The following is a 22,702-nucleotide window of genomic DNA, read 5'->3' on the forward strand; positions in this document are numbered from 1 at the left end:
CACAGGAAGTGGCGTTCTTAGCTTTTGTTCCTAGTCTCAGGCGTCACGCTATTCCCGCAGGAAGCTTTGCTTGTAGCGAAAGGCGTAGCCGTCAGCTAGTGTTTTAACAGTGCGAAAGGTGAAACCGTCAGCACGAACACTCGCCCTGCATTCCAATCAATTTTGCAAAATATCCGTTTCTTAATAAAGGTTTTCCTGTTATTTAACGGTCATTCTACTTATATCCCAGCCATTTTGTCGATTCAGTTAATTTACTTTCAAGAAACAAGAATACTATTGTGGCATTCCGCAAAATTATTAAAGCGAAAGTAAAAAGGAAATAAATTCCTTTCATCGTTCGTTAAAACTAACCAGACTTGTCAATTTATCCGGGCTTCCTGAACTAAATGCGGAAAATCCGTAATCCACCCTTTTACAATGGAATGGGGATTTTTCAGAAAAGATTCATTCCCCTGGATTCCGTAAAAACGCATGCCGGTATCTGCATGTTTACAAGCTTCTAAATATTGACCTTTATAGTACCTTTTATGGGCATGGATCGCATCGAAAAAATTCTGCTCCGCTAATGTGGCCCAATAGAATTTCTTCGTAATAATGTACCCGGTTTCGATATCCGGACGAACCTCTTTCACTGTTTTTAAAAGAGCATCATGGAATGACGAGAAATGGCTGTTTTCAGGCAAGGTAATCGTTTGCAGTAATTCCTTCAGCACATGCTCGTTTGTTAATAGCGACTCTTTCAGCTCCACATTCAATGCCATGTTTTCTGCATTCGCCCATTCCAGCACATCGGCAAAGGCAACCATCCGTTCACGGCGAAACAGCCGTTTAAAACGCGGACCTAATTTATAATGAATCAGCTCGTCATAGGAGCACTGATTCACCATTTTGTTCACACCGGCAAGTCTTTTTAAGTCATTGTCATGAAATACCACTAAAACCCCATCATGTGAAACTTGGAGATCCAGTTCAATGCCATCTGCCCCAAGTTCTTTTGCTTTTTTAAAGGCAGCAAACGTATTTTCAAGATGAAAGCTCGATGCCCCTCGGTGGGCAAAAATGGGTATGTTATCCATTATACATTCAACTCTCCATTTTCTATTAAAAATCGTCCATTTGTTATAGACGTCAAAACCGTGGACTTTTTGCCGATTTGTATATATGTACCAGGATATGCTTCTTTCGTCACATGTATCTCTGCTTTGCCGACTTCGCGCAGATCGCTCATTAATTGTTTAATTTCCCGATCTAAATTCAGCGCTGTTTCTTTGTTGGAAGCGAGCTTTTGTTCTGTCAGCTCCAGTGTTGCCAATTGTCGTTGTGTCAATGTATGTATAACTGGAGCGATGCGTTCTAAATGTGTCTCAAGCTGTATGATATCTTCCTGCATCGATTTCAGCAGCGATGCCTTGTATTGGATAACTTCAAGACTTTGCGCTTTGTTTATACTATTAATGATTAATTCGGTCGGTCTTTCCAATCGGTTTCCCGTACATGCCGTAACGATGATACTTTTTGCAATTGCAGTTCCCCCGATGATTTTCCCTTTTCGTTCATCAACCAATATAGATCGTGCAGATAATTTGGAACCTAACGAATAAAATCCAATATTCAGATTTTTTCCTGCAATTAAGCGGGCATCATTCACATGTTTAACGAATATATCCCCGGCAGCTTCTACAAGTGTTTCGCCTAAACCGAATATGCCTCCGCGTATAAAAATGTCTCCGTATAGGGACTTAATCAGCTTTGCGCCGGATACACCTTCCGGATGTTCGATTGAAATGTCCCCATTTGCAACAACCGTAAAACCAGGCTGGACGGTTCCTTTAATCGAGACAGATCCATTAAATTCGATATTCCCGGTTTCAACACCGACATCGCCAACAATCGGTAAATGATGATTCACAAATACCGTTCCTTCATGTTCTTCGACTACCCCGCTAATTTTCGAGCGAAGGACCGTCTTTCCTTCTTCCTCCACTTCGAATGCCGATTTCCGGTCATATTTTAGCTGGAGATCTTTGCCCCATGGAGCAGGAATCGGTTCCCCATAAATATTCATTCCCGGAATACCTGGCTGTGCGTGAATTTTCTCCCCAAGCCATGCGCCTTCTTCAATTTCATATATAAAGTTCATATCATAATAATCCGCTTTGCCGTCTTCTCTTATGACCGGTTTCCGCTCAGGCAGTTCTAAATAGGTAAGTTGTGCATCTTTCCCTTGGACAGGCGGGGTCCCTTGCGCAATCAATGTTGCTTTTGCCGTGACAACGGATTCAGGATTCACATTTAGAATCCCGTATGTTATGTTCTCTTCAGCTAAAAGTTGCTGTACCTTTTTCTGAATGGATTGCACATTTTCTTTTATATGCTCCGCTGTCTCATATACAAAAAGCGATGCCGACATTTTATCTTTGGAAATTTCGATCACCATCGACGGCAGCCATATACCGATTTCAACAGGGGTGTCTTTCACTTCATTTAGCCCCTTTTTTAATAAGGCAAAATTCGTAAGTTTAATACGAGGATTTTGGCGCACAATTGTTTCGAAGTCTTTTAGCATAAAACCTGGCTTTCGTGTCAGTAAATATACTTTTCCCTCATTATTTATTATTTTGAAAAAATTATTTTCATGAATAACCATGCCATCCCACCTCCACATACATTATAGTATATACATTTTTTAGTTATTTGTTTAGTTAAATATTGGATTGCAGGGAGGTTTATCGGCATATCCTTTAAATGAAATATACAACATCTGTCTCACCCGTTATAAAACCTTGTAAACCATTATTATAGTAAACGTTGGATTTGGAGCAAATTATGATACATATCTGATAAGTCTTTCAAATACGTTTCGTCACGTGTTTCTATAGCCCTAAGTGTTCGGTGAATCATTAAAATGTCCAGTTCAATGGAGTTGGTTAAGTTTTGATGGTTTATATTATTTTCGATAATTTCGTTTCTTAAAGTGCCCAGCTCATTTAAATAGTTTTCGAGCTTCATTTCCATCATTTGAAGCTGGGTATCGCTTAATGTACCGAGCACCAATATATCGTTATAGCATGTCTCGCGCTGGATATGTAATTCTTCTTTATATTTTTTGACAACCACATCAGGAGAAGTGGCCGTTATTGTTTGAGATGCGTCAAAATCTAGTGGAAATCTTACAAGCAGAAATAATGTCAGGACGCCGAAAAGAATCAGTAGAAATTTCCATCGTTTCATTTTTCATCGCTCCTTATTGTTGTCCCCCTATTCTACTGCGAAATTATATTAATAATGTAAAATTAATATTAAAATCCTATGACAGCAAAAAAAGTGCCCAGCACCGGCCAGACACAAAGAGAACAATACGTTTGTCAACATATTATCCAAAGAAAGGAGGTAAAAACGAAGACGAAGAATTTCTTAGCCTTGCTCTCTCATTTTACCCGTTGTTAATTTTTGTTAAACGTTATTTATAATTTTTTTTGCACAAGGGAGTTTCAACAATTAAAAGATAAACAAAGTCTAAAAAATCTATTTTCAGGTTAGAATAATCGTAAATTACCATGGAAATAAAGGGATGATTATGAAATGAGTGTTATTGTACTAGATAATAAAAGGCTTTTTCTCAAAAGGATTAAAAATTATGAGCTGAATACCGATAAGATCTATTATCGAAATGATCAGGTAGAGGAACGGTTTCTTTTTCTGTTTCTGATGAATGAAGAGGAACTATGGAGTGAATACAAGTTCGGCTATTTATATATTAAGATGTTTGATGGTAATGAATATAAGTATTTTTCTGACAAAAAACTGAATCGAATCTTAAAGAAAATGGAGAAATACTTTAAAGAAGTCGCCGATATTGATAGTGAGATAGACGAATGCTCCTATGACCGTTCCGAGGATTGTTACTATGTTAGCGAAAAATTAAAAGAAATACTGGAAAATGATGAACATCTGGCGCAAGCTGTCGACAGCTATATCATCATCAGGGATACGTACATATTCGTCGATGAAGACATTTCAAGTATTGCGAACAGAATGGACAATGCATTTGGAACGGTATAATGACTGGACACATCATAAAAAAGCCTTCTTGATCAGTGAAAGACACTGTTTAAGAAGGCTTTATGAAAGTTAGATTCTCTTTTTTAGGCACGACGCATTCATATGATTAATTAGCTCGCTACCATTTCAATACGGATCTTGTCAGCGATCATAGCTATGAACTCCGAGTTCGTCGGTTTTGATTTCATATGGTGCACTGTATAGCCGAACAGTTCTGAGATGTTCTCATAGCTGCCGCGGTTCCAGGCTACTTCAATGGCATGGCGAATGGCACGTTCCACACGTGACGGGGTTGTCCCGAATTTTTTCGCGATTTCCGGATATAAAATTTTTGTAACCGAGCTTAATAACTCGATATCGTTGTAAACCATCTGGATCGCTTCACGTAAATAAGCGTATCCTTTTATATGTGCAGGTACACCAATCTCTTTGATGATGCCTGTAATCGTTGTATCCAATAAGCGTGTGTCCATTTTTGCAGGAGTATTCGTTGATAAAACCGGCGTGCGTTTTTCCTGTTCGACTTTCTTGCCTGCACAATGCAGAATTTTTTGAACAAGCTGCTCAAACTCAAAAGGCTTCAGCATAAAGTAAGATGCACCGTAATTCACAGCCTGCTTCATGACATCTTCTTGTCCAAATGCAGTCAGCATAATGACTTGTGTCTGTGTATGTCGTTCATTGTTATACATTTCTTCCAAAACCGCCAGCCCATCCAAATGCGGCATAATGATATCCAATAACAGCACATCGATTTTATGCTCTTCCAACATTTTAATACAGATTTTACCGTTGGATGCTGTTGCAACAATTTCAATTTGCGGATGATTCGTAAAATAAACTTCCATCATTTTAACTAATTCGCGATTATCATCAGCAATCGCAATTTTCACCTTTGACAAACAAAATCCCCCTTTTATAATTCTATCTCTTATATATTCATTACAATGGCAAATTGTATGAGCTTACTTACAAATGTACAAACTTCTTTGTGTAATACAATTGTAACAAAAATGAGCGACAGTTGTCTTTCGATCTCTCTTATTTTGCATTGTCCTTTAGTGAAGTTTCGACAGAATTACTAAATTTCCTTTTCCTTCATAAAAAATAAGTAACAAGTAGCATCTTTTCTCTGTTTCTCGACAAGGAAATTTATGGTTTTGCATTTGTCGATTTATCATTATGTACTATTGTAATGAAAAAAGCAAAAAAAGACTACACTTTATTAAAAAGTGTAGTCTAAAGTATTTTTAGTACGGACTCTTTTTCAGCATTTCAATAACAAGAATACCGGCACCTTTTGTTGGTTCTTCGATAAACATATGCGTTACCGCACCAACGAACTGGTTATTCTGTATAATAGGACTTCCGCTCATCCCTTGAACAATTCCGCCCGTTTTCTTTATAAGACGTTCATCGACGACATTGAAAGTAAACGTATTATCCGTTTGCTTGTCAATTTCGATATCAAACAAATTGACTTCTTCCCCGTCGATTGCCGTTAAGATTTGTGCTTTTCCCTTTTTCAACTCATTTGCATGTATAATTTCCAGCGGCGGATGCAAACTGTCATGTAATGATTGTTTCCAATTACCAAAAATACCGTAAACATCATTGCTTATTACTGAACCGAGTGGCATTTGTGATTTATCTACAACTGAAATTTTGTACCCTGGCTGTCCCGGCGTACTTTTCTTCACTTGTGAGATTGATGCTTCGAAAATTGCACCGTCATTGAATTTCGGAGGCTGCTTCATTGTAGAATCTACAATTTGATGCCCAAGCGCTCCGTATTCCATCGTTTCAGGATCGATATACGTTAACGTCCCTATTCCATCTGTTTCACTTTTTAAAAATGGTTTTAAATGCACCAGTTCATGAGCTGATACGCTGATCTCTCGTTGTTGCTTTCCATTCTCAACGGTCAGTGTAAATGATTCGCCTTTGCCGGCAATGTCTTCTAACTGGCTTACTTTTTCACCATTAAGTTCTAAAATATGTTCTCCCTTTTTCAACCACTCACTATTTTCCAATAATACGTCCTGTGCAACCATTACATAAGGCATCTCCAACTGAACGCCAATTGAATGGCCCATTGGAATTAATGATTTTCCCAATACTTGTATTGGTGATAACATAAAAAGCAATGCAACGAGTATCGACCATTTTTTAATCATCCTTCACCTCCTCTATGCGCTTACTATGTGAAAATTTGACGGAGTTATGAACGGAAAAATTTTGTTGATATGAGGAAAAATTAGAATGTATTCGCTGAAATCCTTGCTGCTTGGCGGCCATGAAACTTATACGTTAAAAAAAATAAAAAACCGCCTAAAATTTTTAATCATTTCAGACGGTTTTTATCTATTTAATTCATCGTTTCCTTGCGTTCATTGGCCATATGGATCAACTCTGAAGCATGCTGTAAAGTCAGGTCTGTAATTTCGGCTCCGCTCATCATGCGGCTGATTTCCACAATTCGCTCCTTTTCTTCCATTTCCGTAATCGACGTAAATGTACGGTTATGCTCCACCTGCTTTTTAATGTAGTAATGATGGTCTGCCATTGCGGCAACTTGCGGTAAATGTGAAATACATAACACCTGGGAATTGACAGAAATCGCAGCAATTTTTTCTGCAATTGCCTGAGCGACACGTCCGCTTACACCTGTATCGACCTCATCAAAAATAATTGATGTAATGCCGTTTGATGAAGAGAAGATTGTTTTCAGCGCCAGCATCATCCGTGATAGTTCCCCGCCGGAAGCAACTTTAGGCAGCGACTTTGGTGGTTCCCCAACATTTGTGGAAATGTAAAATGCAACTAAATCTTTGCCGTTTGCGTCCAGTTGATTAAGTGGCTCGAATTTAACGATAAACTGCGCTTTTTCCATATGAAGCATACGCAGCTCATTCATAATGGCATCACTAAGTTTAATCGCACTTTCTTTGCGGATTGTCGTCAATTGTTCTGCAATGTTATTCAGATCGGCTTCCATTTTCCCCAGCAACTGCTCATTTTTCTGCAGTGTTTCATCACGGTTCATAAGCTGGCTTAATTCTTCCTCGATTTTTTCATGATACGTTAATATCTCTTCAACTGTCGTACCATATTTACGTTTCATAGTTTGATATAAAGCAAGACGCTGCTCAACCTCATTCAGGCGCTCTGCGTCATACTCTAAATCATCGAGCACATTTTTCACCTGATATGCCGCATCCTGCAATGCATAGAAGCTGGAAGTGACCGCTTCTGAAGCCTCTTTGAAATTCGGGTCAAGCGCTACAATGTCTTCCAGTGCATTCATCGCATTACCGATGAAATCCAGTCCTGTTCCATCATCGGAAATCGCTGAATACGCAATGTTCGCACGTTCAAATATTTTATGGAAGTTCATCAAACGGAGGCGTTCTTCATCCAATGCCTCTTCTTCATCAATTTTCAAACCAGCCTGTTCCAGCTCCTGGATTTGGAATTGGTATAAATCAATGCGTTGCGCCATACGCTGCTCGTCCATACTTAGCTCGGCCACTTCTCTTTTTAACTGGCGGTACGCTTCATACGCTACATCGTACTTTGCTTTCACCGGCTGAAGTTTATTATGCGCATAATGATCAAGCAAATTAATATGGAATTTTTCATCCATAAGCTCCTGATTTTCGTGCTGCCCGTGGATATCGATTAAACTGCCGCCAATATCCCGTAAAACAGATAATGGAACAAGTTTGCCGTTCACTCTGCAGACACTTTTTCCTGAATCATGCAAATCACGTCTTAAAATAATCGTATCTTCTTCTGATTCAATTCCATGTTCTTCGAGTTTTGCAAAAATCGGATGCTGACTATTATTCACATGAAATAATCCGCCAAGTTCCGCCTTTTTTTCTCCGTGGCGGATAAACTCCGTTGAGCCGCGTCCGCCAGCTAATATATTCACCGCATCAATAATGATCGATTTTCCGGCACCTGTTTCCCCTGTCAAAACAGTGAGACCGCCGAAAAAACTAACGGTTAAATCATCAATAATAGCAAAATTTCGAATGCTTAATTCTCTTAACAAACCATTCCACCTCGGTTTACAGCATATCTAATAAGCGATTTTTTATTTCTTCACGTTCGTCCTCTGTTCGACACATGATTAAAATTGTATCGTCCCCGCAAATCGTTCCTAAAATTTCCGACCAGTCCAGATGGTCCAATAACGATCCGATTGCATTTGCATTCCCAGGCAATGTTTTCATAACTAGGAAATGAGAAGCGCCATCAATCGATACAAAAGCATCTGCCAACGAACGATGCAACTTTTGGATTGGATTGAAGCGTTGGTCTGCTGGTAAACTATATTTATAACGACCGTCCTGTAACGGTACTTTTACTAAGTGCAATTCTTTAATATCTCGTGAAACCGTTGCTTGAGTGACATTGTAGCCTGCATTTTTCAGCTGATCTACTAGATCGTCCTGTGTTTCGATTTCGTTATTTGTAATAATATCACGGATGCGTATATGGCGCTGTCCTTTGTTCACAAAAGTCACCTCATTAAAATGTATAGGAATATATGTATATTTACACTACCATTTGCATAAAGGAAAAACAAGAAAAACCGTACATATGTTCAAAAATCCGTTTTTTTTGACCACTTCCTTCTTTTCAAAATCAAAAAGGGAAACACTTTCCGTATAAATTTTGTACCAATTATACGGAACTGTTTCCTTTTAAAATTTTATCTTTTCTTCTTTTTTTTCCATACATACAAGATTAATCCGATGACTATGAAAAATAATATGAAAAATAAATATAAACTATTGCTGTCCAGTACATCTGACGTGAATACCCGTGAAGTATTTTTTTCCGCTGCCGCTGCCTCTGCTTCATTCGTAAAAAATTTTCCGTTACTACCGTTGACTGCGATTTTCGCATTATCTGACGAAAGTTTTAAACCCGTTATAAAATCATTCGGAACATACTGGTCAGTTTCCCCGATTGCATCTAAAACGATCATGCCGAAGTCTTCATTCCAAGGATTGTTTTGTATAAAAGCAAATTGTGACACATTGAAAAAACCATGCTCTGTTAAATCAGGTATATTGCCGTTATAATTGACCGCCAATAGTTCATCTTGTAATTGTTTATGCTGGGTTTTACCACCAATAAATATCACATGACCATTTTTCAAATTTGCCTCTTTCGCTTTATCAGACTGCATAAGTGTAATATTAGGCAGTTTATTATTGGATGTAAGTCCTTCATAAACTGCTAAAAGGTCTGACCAGTAATATTTTTCAGGCAATACCACAATCACAGGCTCTTCATGGTTTGGAAAAGGAAAGAAACGAAAAGTAAATTCGTCCACTACTTGCTTGTCAACATTAAAATTTATGGCACTAGCTTCATCTATATACACCCACTTCGCCTTATCAGATTCTAAACATGGCTCTTTTTCATGCAGGCCATTTGCGGCAATCTGTATGCGCATTAATGTAGATTGTGTAAAAACCGAACTGCTTAGCGGGACTTCGATAAAAATATCGCCATTTTTATCAGGTTTTACTTCACGCAAATCAATGCTATGAGGCACCTCATTAATGAGGAGCACTAATTCCTCCGATTGATTATTTTTTTCTGACTGACTTGATTGTATTGTTTCAGAAATTTTCAAATGTAATTGAATACTGGCTTTCAACTCGTTGAATGGATAGTAAGGCATATAATAGTAATATGTATCCGTACTCGTCTTTCCATAGCCTAAAGTCAGACTGGGAATCCCCATCGTTTTAAACGCTAGTTTATTTTGATTCTCGTTTTCTTGCAATACTGGCATATTTGTAATCGTTAATTGATTTCCTTGCAATTGCTTTACAAAGAAATCTTCTGTTAACACACCAATTTTTTCGAATTCCCCATCATTTTTTCCGGCAATAACAAGCACATTTTTCGAAGTACTTTGATTTACAGTAACCGACTGTATAGAAAGAGATAATCCATCGGTTGCTTCCCCTTTATTGATAAGCTCGTTTAGCCATGCACCCTTGAACTGGTTTGCCTGCCCGATTACCACTGTTGCATGAGTAATCATTTTTACTTGCGATTCTTTTAAAAGTTTGACTTTGTTGTCTGTCGAGCTGTTGGACAAATAATTTGTCAACTGCAATGCTGCATCGAGCGTATTTAAAGTGGGCTCATCCGGAATGACAATTTGCGTATTCCTTGTATCTGTCCCTACGAAATAAGCTGGGTATTGATTTAAATCCCGTAGCTGTCCATTCACCATAGAATCAATATCTATAAAGGAGGCGATTTTCAACGTGAGCCAATTTCCACTCGTATTTTGCTTTACACAAACCCCTTCTTTTATAATGCCTACATATTTAATCGAAATTGTATGAGTGCCTTTCTTCAGTGCATTGCTAGGTAAATTAACCGATAATTCCGTTTTCCTACTGTCAAGTCCGATTGATTGGACCGCTACCCCATCAATTGCTACAGTCAATGAAGAAGGAGCAATTAATAATTGGGAATGATCAAAATACAACTGTAATTTTTGTCCTTTTGCTTGCTGTGTTTCCAGCAGTTCATAGAAAAATTCAACTTCTCCGGACACACCTTCCAATGTCACTTCTTCAGTGAATAGAGGGCTTCTTGCTGTTTCGTTAAAACCTTCAATTGGCAAATTTACTTCCACTGCCGAAATAGTAGTTTGAAAAACAAGAAAAGCGATGAAGCCAAACAATACGCTGACTAAATGCTTCATTTTACTTATCCCCCTTTACCGAAAACCGCTCTGTTTTATACCATTTGTGGTCTTCCTTTTTTAATACACGCCTCATTTCCAAAAACAGAGAGTGCACAATTAAAACTATCCACATTTGTGAATATGTAAAATACATGGTTAATACAAACAAAATATTACGCCATGTAAGTTGATTTCGTTCGATACTCAATGTAATCATCACTTCCGTCAAAAATAGCAAAAACGCAATAATCCAAAGTACAATCGCTATATTGCCGACTGATAAATTTAAATCAACAATCAAATTCATAACAAATATTATGTTTGACATAATCACACCGAAAAAAAATAAAAAGTATGTGAAGAAAAAATAGAAAATATCAAACATGATACGCTTTTGACGCAAACTAAAAATATTACGGATAAATTTCAACACAACATATTGGTTGCCACGAGCCCACCTTGATCGTTGCTTCCACCAAACACGTAACACTTCCGGCTCCTGCTCCCACGTGATAGCTGCCGGGAAAAATCGTATATAGTAGCCAAAATCATATACGCGAATTGTCAATTCTGTATCTTCAGCCATTGCATTAATATCCCATCCACCTAATTGCTCAATTACATTCCGTCTTATAGCGAAGTTTGTACCTGGAATTGTCGCGACGCCAAACCAAAACCATCGTCCTGCTTGTGCCATCCATTGGAAACATATAGTCTCAATATTAATGAAGTGCGTGAGCCATGTATTTTTTGAATTTATGACACGAAACTTCCCGACTATTGCTGCAGCTTTATCATCATTGACAAGCCCCATCACCAAATACCATAATGCATCTTTTTCCGGAGTATTATCGGCATCATATACTGCAATAATGTCTCCCGAAGAATTTTGTAGCCCATAGTTTAAAGCAGATGCTTTTCCGCGCCCTTTTAAAGGTTCTTCCGTTTCAATAACACGCAAAAAAGGAAAATCCTTTACAAACGATTCGCCAATTTCTTTCGTTCGGTCGCTGCAATTATCGCAAATTAATATGATTTCTAAGCGGTCTTTTGGATAATTAAGACGTACCATTGCCTTTAAAGTTTGTGCAATTACCATTTCTTCGTTATGTGCGGGAATAAAAACAGAAATTTTTGGTACTTGCGGGAGAGCACGCAGATTTTTATCCCAAGTTGATATTTCCTGTCGGTATCGTTTGTAGTACAGATAACCACCTTGCGCAAGAAACATATGATAGAGTAACATAATCCAAATTAGGAGTAGCGACATATAAAAAAGGATATTTGCCATTATGTTCTCTCCTCGAATAAATTTTTTCGATAACGCAATCTTAAAAAGAAAATATTACCTGTAAATAAAACGACAAAACCAATTGGCAGAAAAACAAGCACCCATAATACTATTTCCAATGGACGATCGCGGAATCTCCATTTTAATTCGTCAATTGTAGTCCAACTTGATTGTACTTTATAAATACCTTCCATATTTTCGACTTGAAATTTATCGGTGTGTATAAGGAACGGCTCTTGCTGAAAATCATACCAGTACATATTAGGGACATTTTCAATAGTCGAAAGAATCGCCGATAAAGTGGATAATTCATCATACATTGAAAATGTTGTGCTTAAAACCGCATTATCCACTTGCATAACACGTTCGATTTCATTTTTCATCGTCAATAACGGATTATCATATTGATCCTGCGGAGGACTTAATGTTATAGGAAATAACTTTTGACGATTAAGTAAGTTGGGATTGCTAATAAAAAGAGGTCCCTGATTTTCACCCGAAGCATCGCCGGCCAATGAAAGCTTGCCAAAAAATGTTGACGTATAGTCGGCCATTTCCAAATAATCGGCTTGAAATAAGCGTCCATTTTGATTATAAAAGGCGGAAGGCAATAAATTTTTTTGCACTAATATTTGAATCGCAGTCGAAAAATTCTCTTTTCCATTTAACCTGGTCTGTTGCTCATTCAATTGTGACGTCGATTGCCCTGGATTCCGGTTAAAAACTGTAAAAGCTTGCTCAGTATTTACTCCATAATTCATAGCATCTATATCATAGTCAATATAATCATTGACGATAATGATGGCCCCCTGCCGTTGGAGTTCAATCAATAAACGAACTAGCGGGTCCGAATCGGACAATGTGGCACTCGTTTTCAATTCATTATTCGTATAAATCGATGAAATGCTTAATAGGATTGGTATATTTCGATTGATCAATTCATTTGCTACTTCTGTTAATTTTTCAATATCGGTCAATGGATTAATATGTTCTACGATGATATAGGAAGGATGCTTGGAGTTCTCATATTTTCCACTATATAAAGTGAACAAATTATTCATTATAATTTGGGCGTCTAACTGAGTGTAATGCTCTAAAAAAAGTGCCCGATGCTCATTATGTTGCACAATTAACGGAATCTCTTCATTGTAGCCAATGGCATAATTCAATACTTGCGAATTTTTATCTACTTGCACATGATGCAACATAGTGAGGCTATTTAAAGTCAAATTTGCGATTGTATGAACAGGTAAATAGTTTTTGCTTTCCCAATCCGGAAATTGTGGTGCAACTTTATAAAACTGTCCCAGTGCTATCACTGGGCCATTATAGTTTTTCAGATTTTGTTTTAAAAGAGCATAGTCTAAAGTCTCCACATTCTGGACAAAGCCTACAACTAAATCTGTTTGAATCGGCACATATGCTTCTTCAAATGTTTGCATGATGACTTCATCAAAAAGTCCGCTCAAGTTCGCTTCAATTAGTCGTACGGATTCGTATTCCTGTTCAGTATTCGCTTCATAAAAAAAAGTGACCGCTCCGGTTTCATGTGTACTTTTTGCATCGACACTTTGCAGAAAAATACTGAATAACATGCAAAAGAACAATGTAGCAATAACGGATTTACATCGCATAAAAAACAATCTCGCTTTTTAAGTTTGCCATTAATGTATCGTAATCAATATTTCCCATATCGCTATTGCATTCTTCAAAACTTATATGGAATGTCAGCGTCACTTTTTTGCCGCTCAGTAATTCATGTTCTTGCAACCCGTTTGATAAATTATCAATAATTATTTCGATTGATGTTTTTTTCGTCTCAATAAGTAAAAGTGCAAAAATATTATTATCCAGCCTAAACTTTCTGTCGGTCATTCTTACAAGACTATTCACTCTACTTCCAATGCTTTTTAAAAGATGCTGTACTTCCTTTTGACCATACGCTTGCTGAAATTCTTCAAAATAATCGATTTGAATCAGTAATATTGTAAATCTTCCGCCATGACGACTAATTCTGCTCAATTCCCTTTTCACTTCAACTTCCATCCTTTTTGCAGTATCAAACGATGTATCCACATCAATCGAAACAAATTGCAGCAGATCATTTTGCAATTTTACATTTTTCCTTATTAACCCTGTTATTTTTTCTTGAATAGAACCTGTTAGCAATATAGTTACTATCAAAATAATTCCGAATTGAAAAAATTGATTTGCCGTAATGGTTTGCCAACTTCCTATTAACGCCGTACTTAATTGGAAAAGTAAAATTGTTCCCGCACAAAAAATTATAAACAAACTAAAAACCAATCCGCCTAATGTGCCCGTAAAGAGTGTGACAGCAACAACAAGTATCAATAATACCGCTAATAATAATTGCTCCGTATTATTCGTATCAATGGTATATATAAATATTGTCTGTATACAAACTAAACACAGTAATTGGATTAATAGAATAGTTTTATTAATATTTTGCATTGTTGGTTCCTGCCTCTGCTATTAATGGAAGTACATTATCAAAAAAATGGGTTCGTCGGGTTGATAAATCTATAAACCCTCCGTAATATTTACTTTCCTTATCCTTTACTTTCAATTGCTCCATATTTCTGAGTAGCTGCCGTGCAAGTTTTTGTTCACCAGCACGTTCCATTGCCATATAAGCCAGTGCATAAACAGCGGGCGATTCATAATTGACTGTGAATTGTTTAGTATCGGCCATCATACGCCCATATAGTTTGCCATGCTGTGCTAGCATTTGTTTAGTAAAGATTATCATTTCATCTATCGGCAAATTGACGAGTGTGCGATGGTAAGCTATATAATATTGATCGATTAGATTAATTTCTTGATTAAATTCAAAACGCTGCTCCAATGGATAAAATCGTTGTGCATACCATCCACCTTGCATCGGTATTTCTTTCAATAAATTCATATTTACAGTTGCTTGATCAGCAGTTAATATTTTTTCCTGTTGTAAAAATGAAATGGCTGCTGGATCTAAATAGGATAATGTCAAACTATTATTTGAAGTAACTTCATCATAGAAATCAATAAAAGTATCCCTTTTTAATTGAAACGCTACGATGCTTTTTCCAATTGCTGTTGCTAATTTTTTATATTGCTTCTTATTCCACATTTCGCTCGCATTATTCAATGCTACCATTATACGGAAGTCATCAATCAACGCATTTGTTTGCGAGGCTTTTCCATCAGCATAACGCCAGGAAATTAGTGAATTCTCTGTAATGAAATGTGCCCTTAATATTTCCACTTGCTCCTCAAACCTTTGTTTATCATCTATTAATAATAAATATTGCATCCATAGACCAATTGACTCTGATAAATAAACTTCTTTATTATCTTTTAAATCAGTTTGAAGCCACCCTTGTTTAATCAAATATGTATCGAGAAATTGAGCATTCTGAGGTAATGGCAAAGGGCGAAATTCCGTCTCTTCCTTTTGACAGGAAGCGAGAATTAACAGAATGAAGATAAATAAAAATAATTCAGAAGTTTTATATACCATACTTAAGTCATCCTCAAAGGGTCATATTGTTTAAAACAACATACTATACGATATGCAAAAATAGGTAATTAAGTACCATTTTTATCTTTAAAATTCAAAATAACTCCCGATATTCAGTACTTAATAATCATAAATGCTATTCCGTTTTACTTATATGTAGGCAAATTAAAAAAGCTATGTTAAAAGTTGCATTACTTTTAACATAGCTTTTACATCATTTTAAGTTTTTATGAGATTCTTGGACGACTTGTTCAAAGTTTGTAAAGGCTTCAACTTCCTCACCGTCATGCGGATTATATAGGTGGAATAAAAATTCAATATTCCCTTCCCCGCCTGTAATCGGTGAATACGAAGCATCCTTTACAACAAAGCCGATCTCCGTTGCCATTTTTGCTGTTTCTTCCAAAACAGCGAGATGGACTTTCGGTTCACGGACAATTCCTTTTTTCCCTACATTTTCACGACCTGCTTCAAATTGCGGCTTTACAAGTGCCATCACATCGCCACCTTGAACTAAAACCGTTTTTAATACAGGCAGAATCAGCGATAGCGAAATGAATGAAACATCGATTGTCGCGAAATTTGGTAAGCCTTCCGTTAAATCTTCCGGCTTTGTGTAACGGAAATTTGTTTTTTCCATCACCGTTACACGGTCGTCCGAACGGATTTTCCATGCTAGCTGGTTTGATCCGACATCCAGTGCATAGCAATGACGCGCACCGTTTTGCAGTGCACAATCCGTAAATCCGCCTGTAGAAGAGCCGATATCAAGCATCAGCTTCCCTTCCACAGATAGATCAAAAATTTCAAGTGCCTTTTCCAGCTTCAAACCGCCTCGTGACACATATTTTAACTGTGAGCCTTTTACTTGCAGCGGTGCATCAACTTCGATTTTTTCCCCTGCTTTATCAATGCGGATTTCATTTGAGAACACGAGACCCGCCATAATCGAGCGCTTTGCCTTTTCACGCGTCTCACATAACCCGCGTTCAACAAGCATTACATCTACTCGTTCTTTTTTTTGCTTTGTCATTCTTTATTAAACCCTATCCGACTGTTTATTCGGTACAAGCTGTGTAATACGTTTTACCGCTTCTTCAGCTGTCACGTTTATTTCTTCCAATAATAAATCAACTTCACCGTGCTCAATAAATTCATCCGGAATCCCGATACGCTCAATTTGAACATTTCGGTATTTCTTATCAATTGCAAATTCCAGTACAGCACTGCCAAATCCGCCTTGCAGCAATGATTCTTCAATTGTTAGGACCGGCAAGTTTTCCTGCATAATTTCATGCAGCATCACTTCATCCATCGGTTTGATGAAACGTGCATTCACAACACGCACGTCAATCCCTTGGTATGCCAACTGTTCCGCTGCCTTGAGTGCCATTGGGATCGTTGTACCGAATGTCAGAATTACTGCATCTGAGCCTTCACGCAGCACTTCCCATGAACCGATCGGCAATGCTTTCATTTCCACGTCCATTTCAACGCCTAAGCCATTGCCGCGCGGGTAGCGAAGCGCGATTGGACCGTCGTTATAATCAATTGCAGTTTTTACCATATGCTGACCTTCATTTTCATCTTTAGGCATCATCAATACGATATTCGGGATATGACGTAAAAACGAAATATCAAATACGCCTTGATGTGTCTCACCGTCCGCGCCAACAAGGCCTGCACGGTCGATACCGATGAAAACATTCAGATTCGGGCGTGCAATATCATGCAGCACCTGGTCATATGCACGCTGTAAAAACGTCGAATAAATTGATAAAAACGGTTTCATTTGCTGTGTTGCAAGACCTGCTGCCATTGTAGTTGCATGCTGTTCGGCAATCCCTACATCAAAGAAGCGGTTCGGGAAGTCTTTTTGAATACCTTCCAGTTTTGAACCGACAGGCATTGCCGGTGTAATCGTTACAATCCGGTTATCTTCCTTCATGCACTTACGAACCGATTCTGCGACTAGGCTGCTCCACGCAGGACCTTTTGTTGAAGATTTTACGAAAGCACCTGTTTCCATTTTATATGGACCCGTCCCATGCCAAGTACCGATTGTATCGTCTTCGGCAGGTTTGTAGCCTTTACCTTTTTTCGTCAATACATGGACAAGTACAGGACCTTGTACTTTTTTCGCATATTCCAATGTTTTTTCCAGTGCCTCAAAATCATGCCCGTCAATCGGACCTAAATATTTGAATCCTAATTCCTCAAAGAATACACCTGATACAACTAAATACTTTAGGCTGTCTTTCACACGTTCAGCAGTAGCGGCCAGCTTGTCGCCAACCATTGGAATTTTGTGAATTAAAGATTCCAAATCCTCTTTTGCACGTGAATATTCCTTTGCCGTGCGCAGACGTCCTAAAACGTCATGCAATGCCCCAACGTTCGGAGCAATCGACATTTCGTTATCATTTAAAATAACGATCATATTCGTTTTTTCATGACCAATATGGTTCAATGCTTCCAGTGCCATACCGCCTGTCAATGCACCATCACCGATAATCGGTACAACAAAGTTTTTGTCCCCTTTAATATCTCTCGCCGCAGCCATACCCATCGCTGCAGATAAAGATGTGGAACTATGCCCTGTTTCCCACATATCGTGTTCACTTTCGACAAGCTTCGGGAAACCGCATAGTCCTTTAAATTGACGCAATGTGTCAAATTGACTTGCCCGGCCTGTTAAAATTTTGTGGACATATGCTTGATGCCCGACATCCCATAAAAATTTATCCTTTGGACTGTTAAAAGCTTTATGCAGTGCAATCGTCAGCTCAACGACACCTAAATTCGGGCCAATATGACCACCCGTAATTGAACATTTTTCGATCAGAAAAGCGCGAATTTCTCCAGCCAGCGCTTCCAGTTGCTTTTTATTCAAGTCTTTCAAAAAGGATGGACTAGAAATTTTCGTTAAATCCATCTCATCCACACACCTTTTCATCAGTTTATTCACCGTTGTGATTTTTCTATTATATCAATGTACAATACAAGACAAAAGTTTAACACATTTTAGTTACTACGTCTCACAATATACTGTGCAAATTGTCGAAGCAATGTCGTATCAGTGTCGATTTTCTGCAATGCTTCAATCGCCAGCGCATAATGCTCATCCAGCTTTTGCTTTGCACCGTCCAATGTAAGTAAAGCAGGGTATGTACTTTTTTCGCTTGCCACGTCTTTTCCTGCTGTTTTCCCTAGCTGTTCCGAAGTTCCCTCAATATCTAAAATATCGTCTTGAATCTGGAAGGCTAAACCGATATGGTGCGCATATTCCACTAATGCTTCACGGTCAGAACTGCTTGCATTTGCCAGCACGGCACCTGCTTCGATACTAAAACGAAGCAATGCACCTGTTTTATTTACATGAACCGTTTCAAGCTCCTGTAAATTTAATAGACGTTTTTCTCCGTCCATATCAAGCACTTGTCCGCCGACCATTCCTTCAGCACCTGCTGCAACACTTAACAGGTTAACGAGCTCGATGCGTTTTTCAGCAGAAAGATTTTTTAGACGCGCGATAACACCAAATGCGATTGTGTTTAAGGCATCACCAGCCAATGTTGCCAATGCTTCACCATAAACTACATGGTTCGTCGGCTTGCCGCGGCGCAATTCATCATCATCCATACTTGGCAGATCATCATGGATTAACGAATACGTATGGATCATTTCAACAGCAGAGCCTACTGAATAACTTGCCTCAAGAGACTGATTATACATGTCGCAAACCGCCACAACAAATAACGGGCGAATTCGTTTGCCTCCTGCTTTTAATGAATACAGCATCGATTCTTTTAATTGTGCCGGTGCTTGTATCGATCCGACGAGTTCATACATTGTCGTCTCCAGCTGCGGAATATTATGATCAATAAACTGCTTTAACGTGTTTTCCATCTGTTAGTCTTCTCCATTTCCTTGTTGGAAAGCTTTCTTTTCACCATCTTCTCCAACGATTGAAATTAATTGCTGCTCTGCGTTTTGCAGTGTATCATGACAAAGTTTTGATAGTTCCATTCCCTTTTTGTAAAGATCAATCGCTTCTTCCAGCGGAACATCCCCTTGTTCAAGCTTACGTACAACTTCTTCTAATTCTGTCATTGCTGTCGCAAATGTCGGTTTTGTCACTTTGCTTCCCCTTCCTTTTGCACACGCTTTTTCTCAATTTTCGCTTCGGCATATCCATCCTGAAACGTCACTTGAATCACGTCGCCTTTTTCCAGCTCGTGAACTGATTTTACTACGTTTTCCTCTTTATATGCCACGCTGAAGCCTTTACTCATTAATGCGAGCGGATTTAACGCCTCCAGCATACGCAGCTGATTTGTAAAAGCGACTTTATTTTGTGCAAGCTGCTGCTGCATTCGATTCGTTAAAGTTTGCGTACGGTGTGCAAGCTGCTGTTTGGCTGCAGTTAGCTGATGCACCGGCGAATACAGCTTCATCTTGCTGTCTATTGCCTGCAGTTTTGATTTTTCATTCATCATATAAAGCTTCGTTGCATTTTGCAGTGATAAATCCACCTGAATTAGCCTTTCAATAAAAGGACGATATAATCGCTCAGGTGTTGCAAGCGGATAGGAATTTTGCAGTTTCGTTAAGCGATTGCGTTCGAAATTGAGCTTTGATGTCATCATTTGATGAAGAATCGACTGATGATGAAGTATTTGCTGATACAGCTGCTGCTGATTCGGGACAGCCAGTTCTGCCGCAGCAGTTGGTGTCGGTGCACGCAGATCCGCGACAAAATCAGCTATCGTCGTATCGGTTTCATGTCCGACAGCACTGATAACCGGAATGCGGCTTTCAAAGATCGCACGTGCGACAATCTCTTCATTGAATGCCCATAAATCTTCAATCGATCCGCCCCCACGACCAACAATGAGAACATCACAAAAGCCATGGCGGTTCGCTAAATAAATATTTTCAGTAATATTTGGCGCAGCGCCAGCTCCCTGTACGAGCGTCGGATAAATTAAAATTTCAGCCTGCGGATAGCGTCGGTTAATCGTTGTGCAAATATCGCGGATGGCTGCACCGGTCGTCGCTGTTAATACACCGATCGTTTTCGGGAATTGCGGAATCGGCTGCTTAAAATCCGGGTTGAACAAACCTTCTTTTTGCAGACGTTCCTTCAGCTGATTAAAGGCGACGAACAATCCGCCAATCCCGTCAGGCTCCATCGTCTGGGCATAAAGCTGATATGCGCCGCTCGCTTCATAGACATTCACATCGCCTCGTATAAAAACTTTCATCCCTTCTTCAGGTTTAAAAGAAAGTTTCGAAGCCTGTGAACGGAACATCGTCGCGTTAATCCGCGAACTGTCATCTTTCAGCGTAAAATAAATATGACCTGAACTATGTACTTTTACATTTGAAAGCTCTCCCGTTACGTACACATCACGTAAATGCGGATCGGCATCAAATTTTCGTTTAATATATTTTGTTAATGCTTTTACGGATAAATAAGAATTCGATGTCATAAACGTATTGCTCCTTTACGGTAGTTCTTTACTGTATTTATGCGTTTTTGATGCGACCAGCAAAAATGTCTGTTCAGCACTAAGTAACGCAAAAAAATCTTATAAGTATCTCTTATTGTACCCTATAAGCTAAAAATCACGATTTTGATCTACATCAAAATCGTGATTTTTGAAGTTAGATTAATTCTCTTGACGTTCTAACTCTTTTTCAGCTGCTTGTACTGTGTTTTCCAGTAACATCGTAATCGTCATCGGACCGACACCGCCTGGAACAGGTGTAATATGTGAAGCGATGCCTTGTACATCGTCAAAGTCGACGTCACCGCATAAACGGTTGTCCTGGTTGCGGTTAATCCCTACATCAATGACAACCGCACCTTCTTTAATATGCTCGCTCGTAATAAAGTTTGCACGACCGACAGCCGCGATTAAAATATCGGCCTGTTTTGTAAAGGATGGTAAATCCGGTGTTTTAGAATGTGTATACGTTACTGTAGCGTCTTTTTGCAACAATAGTTGTCCCATCGGTTTCCCGACGATATGGCTGCGTCCTACGATGACCGCATGCTTTCCGGCAACATCTATTCCCGCATGTTCGAGCATTTTCATAACCCCATAAGGAGTACATGGCAAGTATGTATCCTGTCCAAGCATCATTTTCCCTACACTGATCGGTGAGAACCCATCCACATCTTTCTCCGGAGAGATTGTTTGGATTACTTTATCCTCGTTGATATGTTTCGGTAATGGAAGCTGAACGAGAATACCGTGAATTGAAGCACGTTCGTTTAATTCACGAATTTTTTCAAGTAAAGCCTGTTCTGAAATATCTTCAGGTAGTTTGACAAGTTCCGAATACACCCCGATTTGCTCACAAGACTTTTGCTTGTTTGCTACATATGTTTTGGATGCGGGATTGTCCCCTACTAAAATGACCGCTAAACCGGGTGTGATCCCTTTTTCTTTTAGCGCTTGTACACGAGTAGCGACCCCTGTTCGAATTTCTTGACCGATTTCTTTACCATTAATAATTACGCTTGACATGTTATTGCTCCTTCCAGTGATTACGACAATCGGAAAGGCTGCCTGACGCTTGCTATGACAACCTACCAGTTAAATCTTGATATATTAAATCTTTATAGAATTGAATACATTTGTTGATTTATTGCTCAGTAAATTTCGAAAGTACACCATTGACGAACTTGCTTGATTTGTCGTCACCGAATGTTTTGGAAAGCTCGATTGCTTCGTTCATAATAACTTTGTTTGGCGTTTCTTCTGCGTATAATAATTCATATACAGCTAAACGTAAAATTGTTCTTTCAATTTTTGGCAGACGGTTGATCGTCCATTTTTCAAGGTTTTTTTCTAGCGCTGCATCAATTGCTTCGAGATTTTCAGTTGTCCCACGAACTAATTGCTCCAAAAAGGCATTCGATTTTTGTTCTTCTTCAAGAACATGGCCGATCGCCTCTTCTATTGTTAATTCTGTGCTGTCTAACTGAAACAAAGCTTGTAACGCTTTTTGACGCGCCTCTGTTCGTTTCATAAATAATAGCTCTCCTTCATAAGTAGCATTACTTGTTATCATAGCATAT

The 22,702-nt window shown here is 38.7% G+C and carries 20 protein-coding genes; 1 reads left to right on the top strand and 19 read right to left on the bottom strand.

Going from position 1 to position 22,702, the window contains the following annotated elements; all coding sequences use genetic code 11:
- Positions 1-359 precede the first annotated feature (359 nt).
- From MKZ25_RS11410 to MKZ25_RS11420, 3 genes are all read right to left on the bottom strand, one after another.
- Positions 360-1,076 carry a glycerophosphodiester phosphodiesterase gene (locus tag MKZ25_RS11410; RefSeq protein WP_340801603.1) on the bottom strand — a complete coding sequence of 239 codons (717 nt, stop codon included), beginning with the start codon at positions 1,074-1,076 and terminating at the stop codon, positions 360-362.
- The gene (locus MKZ25_RS11415) at positions 1,076-2,647 is read right to left on the bottom strand and encodes a DUF342 domain-containing protein (protein WP_340801604.1); all 1,572 of its coding nucleotides are present in this window, start codon (positions 2,645-2,647) and stop codon (positions 1,076-1,078) included. The genes MKZ25_RS11410 and MKZ25_RS11415 overlap by 1 nt, the downstream gene beginning before the upstream one ends.
- 149 nt (positions 2,648-2,796) lie before the next feature.
- Positions 2,797-3,231 (bottom strand): hypothetical protein, encoded by a 435-nt coding sequence (locus MKZ25_RS11420; protein WP_340801606.1) that lies wholly within the window; start codon positions 3,229-3,231, stop codon positions 2,797-2,799.
- Between the two features lie 351 nt (positions 3,232-3,582).
- On the opposite strand from MKZ25_RS11420, the gene MKZ25_RS11425 reads away from it, so the two are divergent.
- The gene (locus tag MKZ25_RS11425; protein ID WP_340801607.1) at positions 3,583-4,062 is read left to right on the top strand and encodes a DNA polymerase III subunit alpha; all 480 of its coding nucleotides are present in this window, start codon (positions 3,583-3,585) and stop codon (positions 4,060-4,062) included.
- Positions 4,063-4,172: 110 nt separating this feature from the next.
- Here the strand turns inward: MKZ25_RS11425 and spo0A are convergent, their stop codons facing one another.
- The 16 genes from spo0A to nusB all read right to left on the bottom strand — a co-directional run bounded on the left by spo0A (position 4,173) and on the right by nusB (position 22,653).
- Positions 4,173-4,964: a sporulation transcription factor Spo0A gene (gene spo0A / locus MKZ25_RS11430; protein ID WP_340801609.1), complete on the bottom strand. Its 792-nt coding sequence runs from the start codon at positions 4,962-4,964 to the stop codon at positions 4,173-4,175.
- A gap of 348 nt (positions 4,965-5,312) precedes the next feature.
- Positions 5,313-6,239: a SpoIVB peptidase S55 domain-containing protein gene (locus tag MKZ25_RS11435; RefSeq protein WP_340801610.1), complete on the bottom strand. Its 927-nt coding sequence runs from the start codon at positions 6,237-6,239 to the stop codon at positions 5,313-5,315.
- 191 nt (positions 6,240-6,430) lie between these two features.
- Positions 6,431-8,122, bottom strand: a complete 1,692-nt coding sequence (recN, locus tag MKZ25_RS11440) for a DNA repair protein RecN (RefSeq protein ID WP_340801611.1) — start codon at positions 8,120-8,122, stop codon at positions 6,431-6,433.
- Positions 8,123-8,138: 16 nt separating this feature from the next.
- Positions 8,139-8,588 (bottom strand): transcriptional regulator AhrC/ArgR, encoded by a 450-nt coding sequence (gene ahrC / locus MKZ25_RS11445; protein ID WP_079527588.1) that lies wholly within the window; start codon positions 8,586-8,588, stop codon positions 8,139-8,141.
- A gap of 197 nt (positions 8,589-8,785) precedes the next feature.
- On the bottom strand, positions 8,786-10,813 hold the full coding sequence (locus tag MKZ25_RS11450; protein WP_340801612.1) for a cellulose biosynthesis cyclic di-GMP-binding regulatory protein BcsB: 2,028 nt from the start codon (positions 10,811-10,813) through the stop codon (positions 8,786-8,788).
- A gap of 1 nt (position 10,814) precedes the next feature.
- The gene (locus tag MKZ25_RS11455) at positions 10,815-12,086 is read right to left on the bottom strand and encodes a glycosyltransferase family 2 protein (RefSeq protein WP_340801613.1); all 1,272 of its coding nucleotides are present in this window, start codon (positions 12,084-12,086) and stop codon (positions 10,815-10,817) included.
- Positions 12,086-13,720 carry a hypothetical protein gene (locus MKZ25_RS11460; protein ID WP_340801614.1) on the bottom strand — a complete coding sequence of 545 codons (1,635 nt, stop codon included), beginning with the start codon at positions 13,718-13,720 and terminating at the stop codon, positions 12,086-12,088. The genes MKZ25_RS11455 and MKZ25_RS11460 overlap by 1 nt, the downstream gene beginning before the upstream one ends.
- Entirely contained in the window at positions 13,710-14,561 is an 852-nt protein-coding gene (locus tag MKZ25_RS11465; protein WP_340801615.1) for a GGDEF domain-containing protein, read from the bottom strand. The genes MKZ25_RS11460 and MKZ25_RS11465 overlap by 11 nt, the downstream gene beginning before the upstream one ends.
- A complete protein-coding gene (locus MKZ25_RS11470; RefSeq protein ID WP_340801616.1) occupies positions 14,548-15,609 on the bottom strand; it encodes a glycosyl hydrolase family 8 in 1,062 nt (353 codons plus the stop codon). The genes MKZ25_RS11465 and MKZ25_RS11470 overlap by 14 nt, the downstream gene beginning before the upstream one ends.
- A gap of 214 nt (positions 15,610-15,823) precedes the next feature.
- Positions 15,824-16,642, bottom strand: coding sequence for a TlyA family RNA methyltransferase (locus MKZ25_RS11475; protein ID WP_340801617.1), 819 nt, complete (start codon positions 16,640-16,642; stop codon positions 15,824-15,826).
- 6 nt (positions 16,643-16,648) lie between these two features.
- On the bottom strand, positions 16,649-18,544 hold the full coding sequence (dxs, locus tag MKZ25_RS11480) for a 1-deoxy-D-xylulose-5-phosphate synthase (RefSeq protein WP_340801618.1): 1,896 nt from the start codon (positions 18,542-18,544) through the stop codon (positions 16,649-16,651).
- 89 nt (positions 18,545-18,633) lie between these two features.
- On the bottom strand, positions 18,634-19,518 hold the full coding sequence (locus MKZ25_RS11485; RefSeq protein WP_340801619.1) for a polyprenyl synthetase family protein: 885 nt from the start codon (positions 19,516-19,518) through the stop codon (positions 18,634-18,636).
- Between the two features lie 3 nt (positions 19,519-19,521).
- On the bottom strand, positions 19,522-19,749 hold the full coding sequence (gene xseB, locus MKZ25_RS11490; protein WP_008404237.1) for an exodeoxyribonuclease VII small subunit: 228 nt from the start codon (positions 19,747-19,749) through the stop codon (positions 19,522-19,524).
- Positions 19,746-21,104: an exodeoxyribonuclease VII large subunit gene (xseA, locus tag MKZ25_RS11495; RefSeq protein WP_340801620.1), complete on the bottom strand. Its 1,359-nt coding sequence runs from the start codon at positions 21,102-21,104 to the stop codon at positions 19,746-19,748. Before xseA ends, xseB begins: the two co-directional genes overlap by 4 nt.
- Positions 21,105-21,284: 180 nt before the next feature.
- Positions 21,285-22,148, bottom strand: a complete 864-nt coding sequence (gene folD, locus MKZ25_RS11500) for a bifunctional methylenetetrahydrofolate dehydrogenase/methenyltetrahydrofolate cyclohydrolase FolD (protein WP_340801621.1) — start codon at positions 22,146-22,148, stop codon at positions 21,285-21,287.
- A 118-nt stretch (positions 22,149-22,266) separates the two neighbouring features.
- Entirely contained in the window at positions 22,267-22,653 is a 387-nt protein-coding gene (gene nusB, locus MKZ25_RS11505; RefSeq protein ID WP_079527600.1) for a transcription antitermination factor NusB, read from the bottom strand.
- Between the last annotated feature and the right edge of the window lie 49 nt (positions 22,654-22,702).

Origin of the sequence: Solibacillus sp. FSL W7-1464, from assembly GCF_038004425.1 — a bacterium.
Lineage (GTDB): Bacteria > Bacillota > Bacilli > Bacillales_A > Planococcaceae > Solibacillus.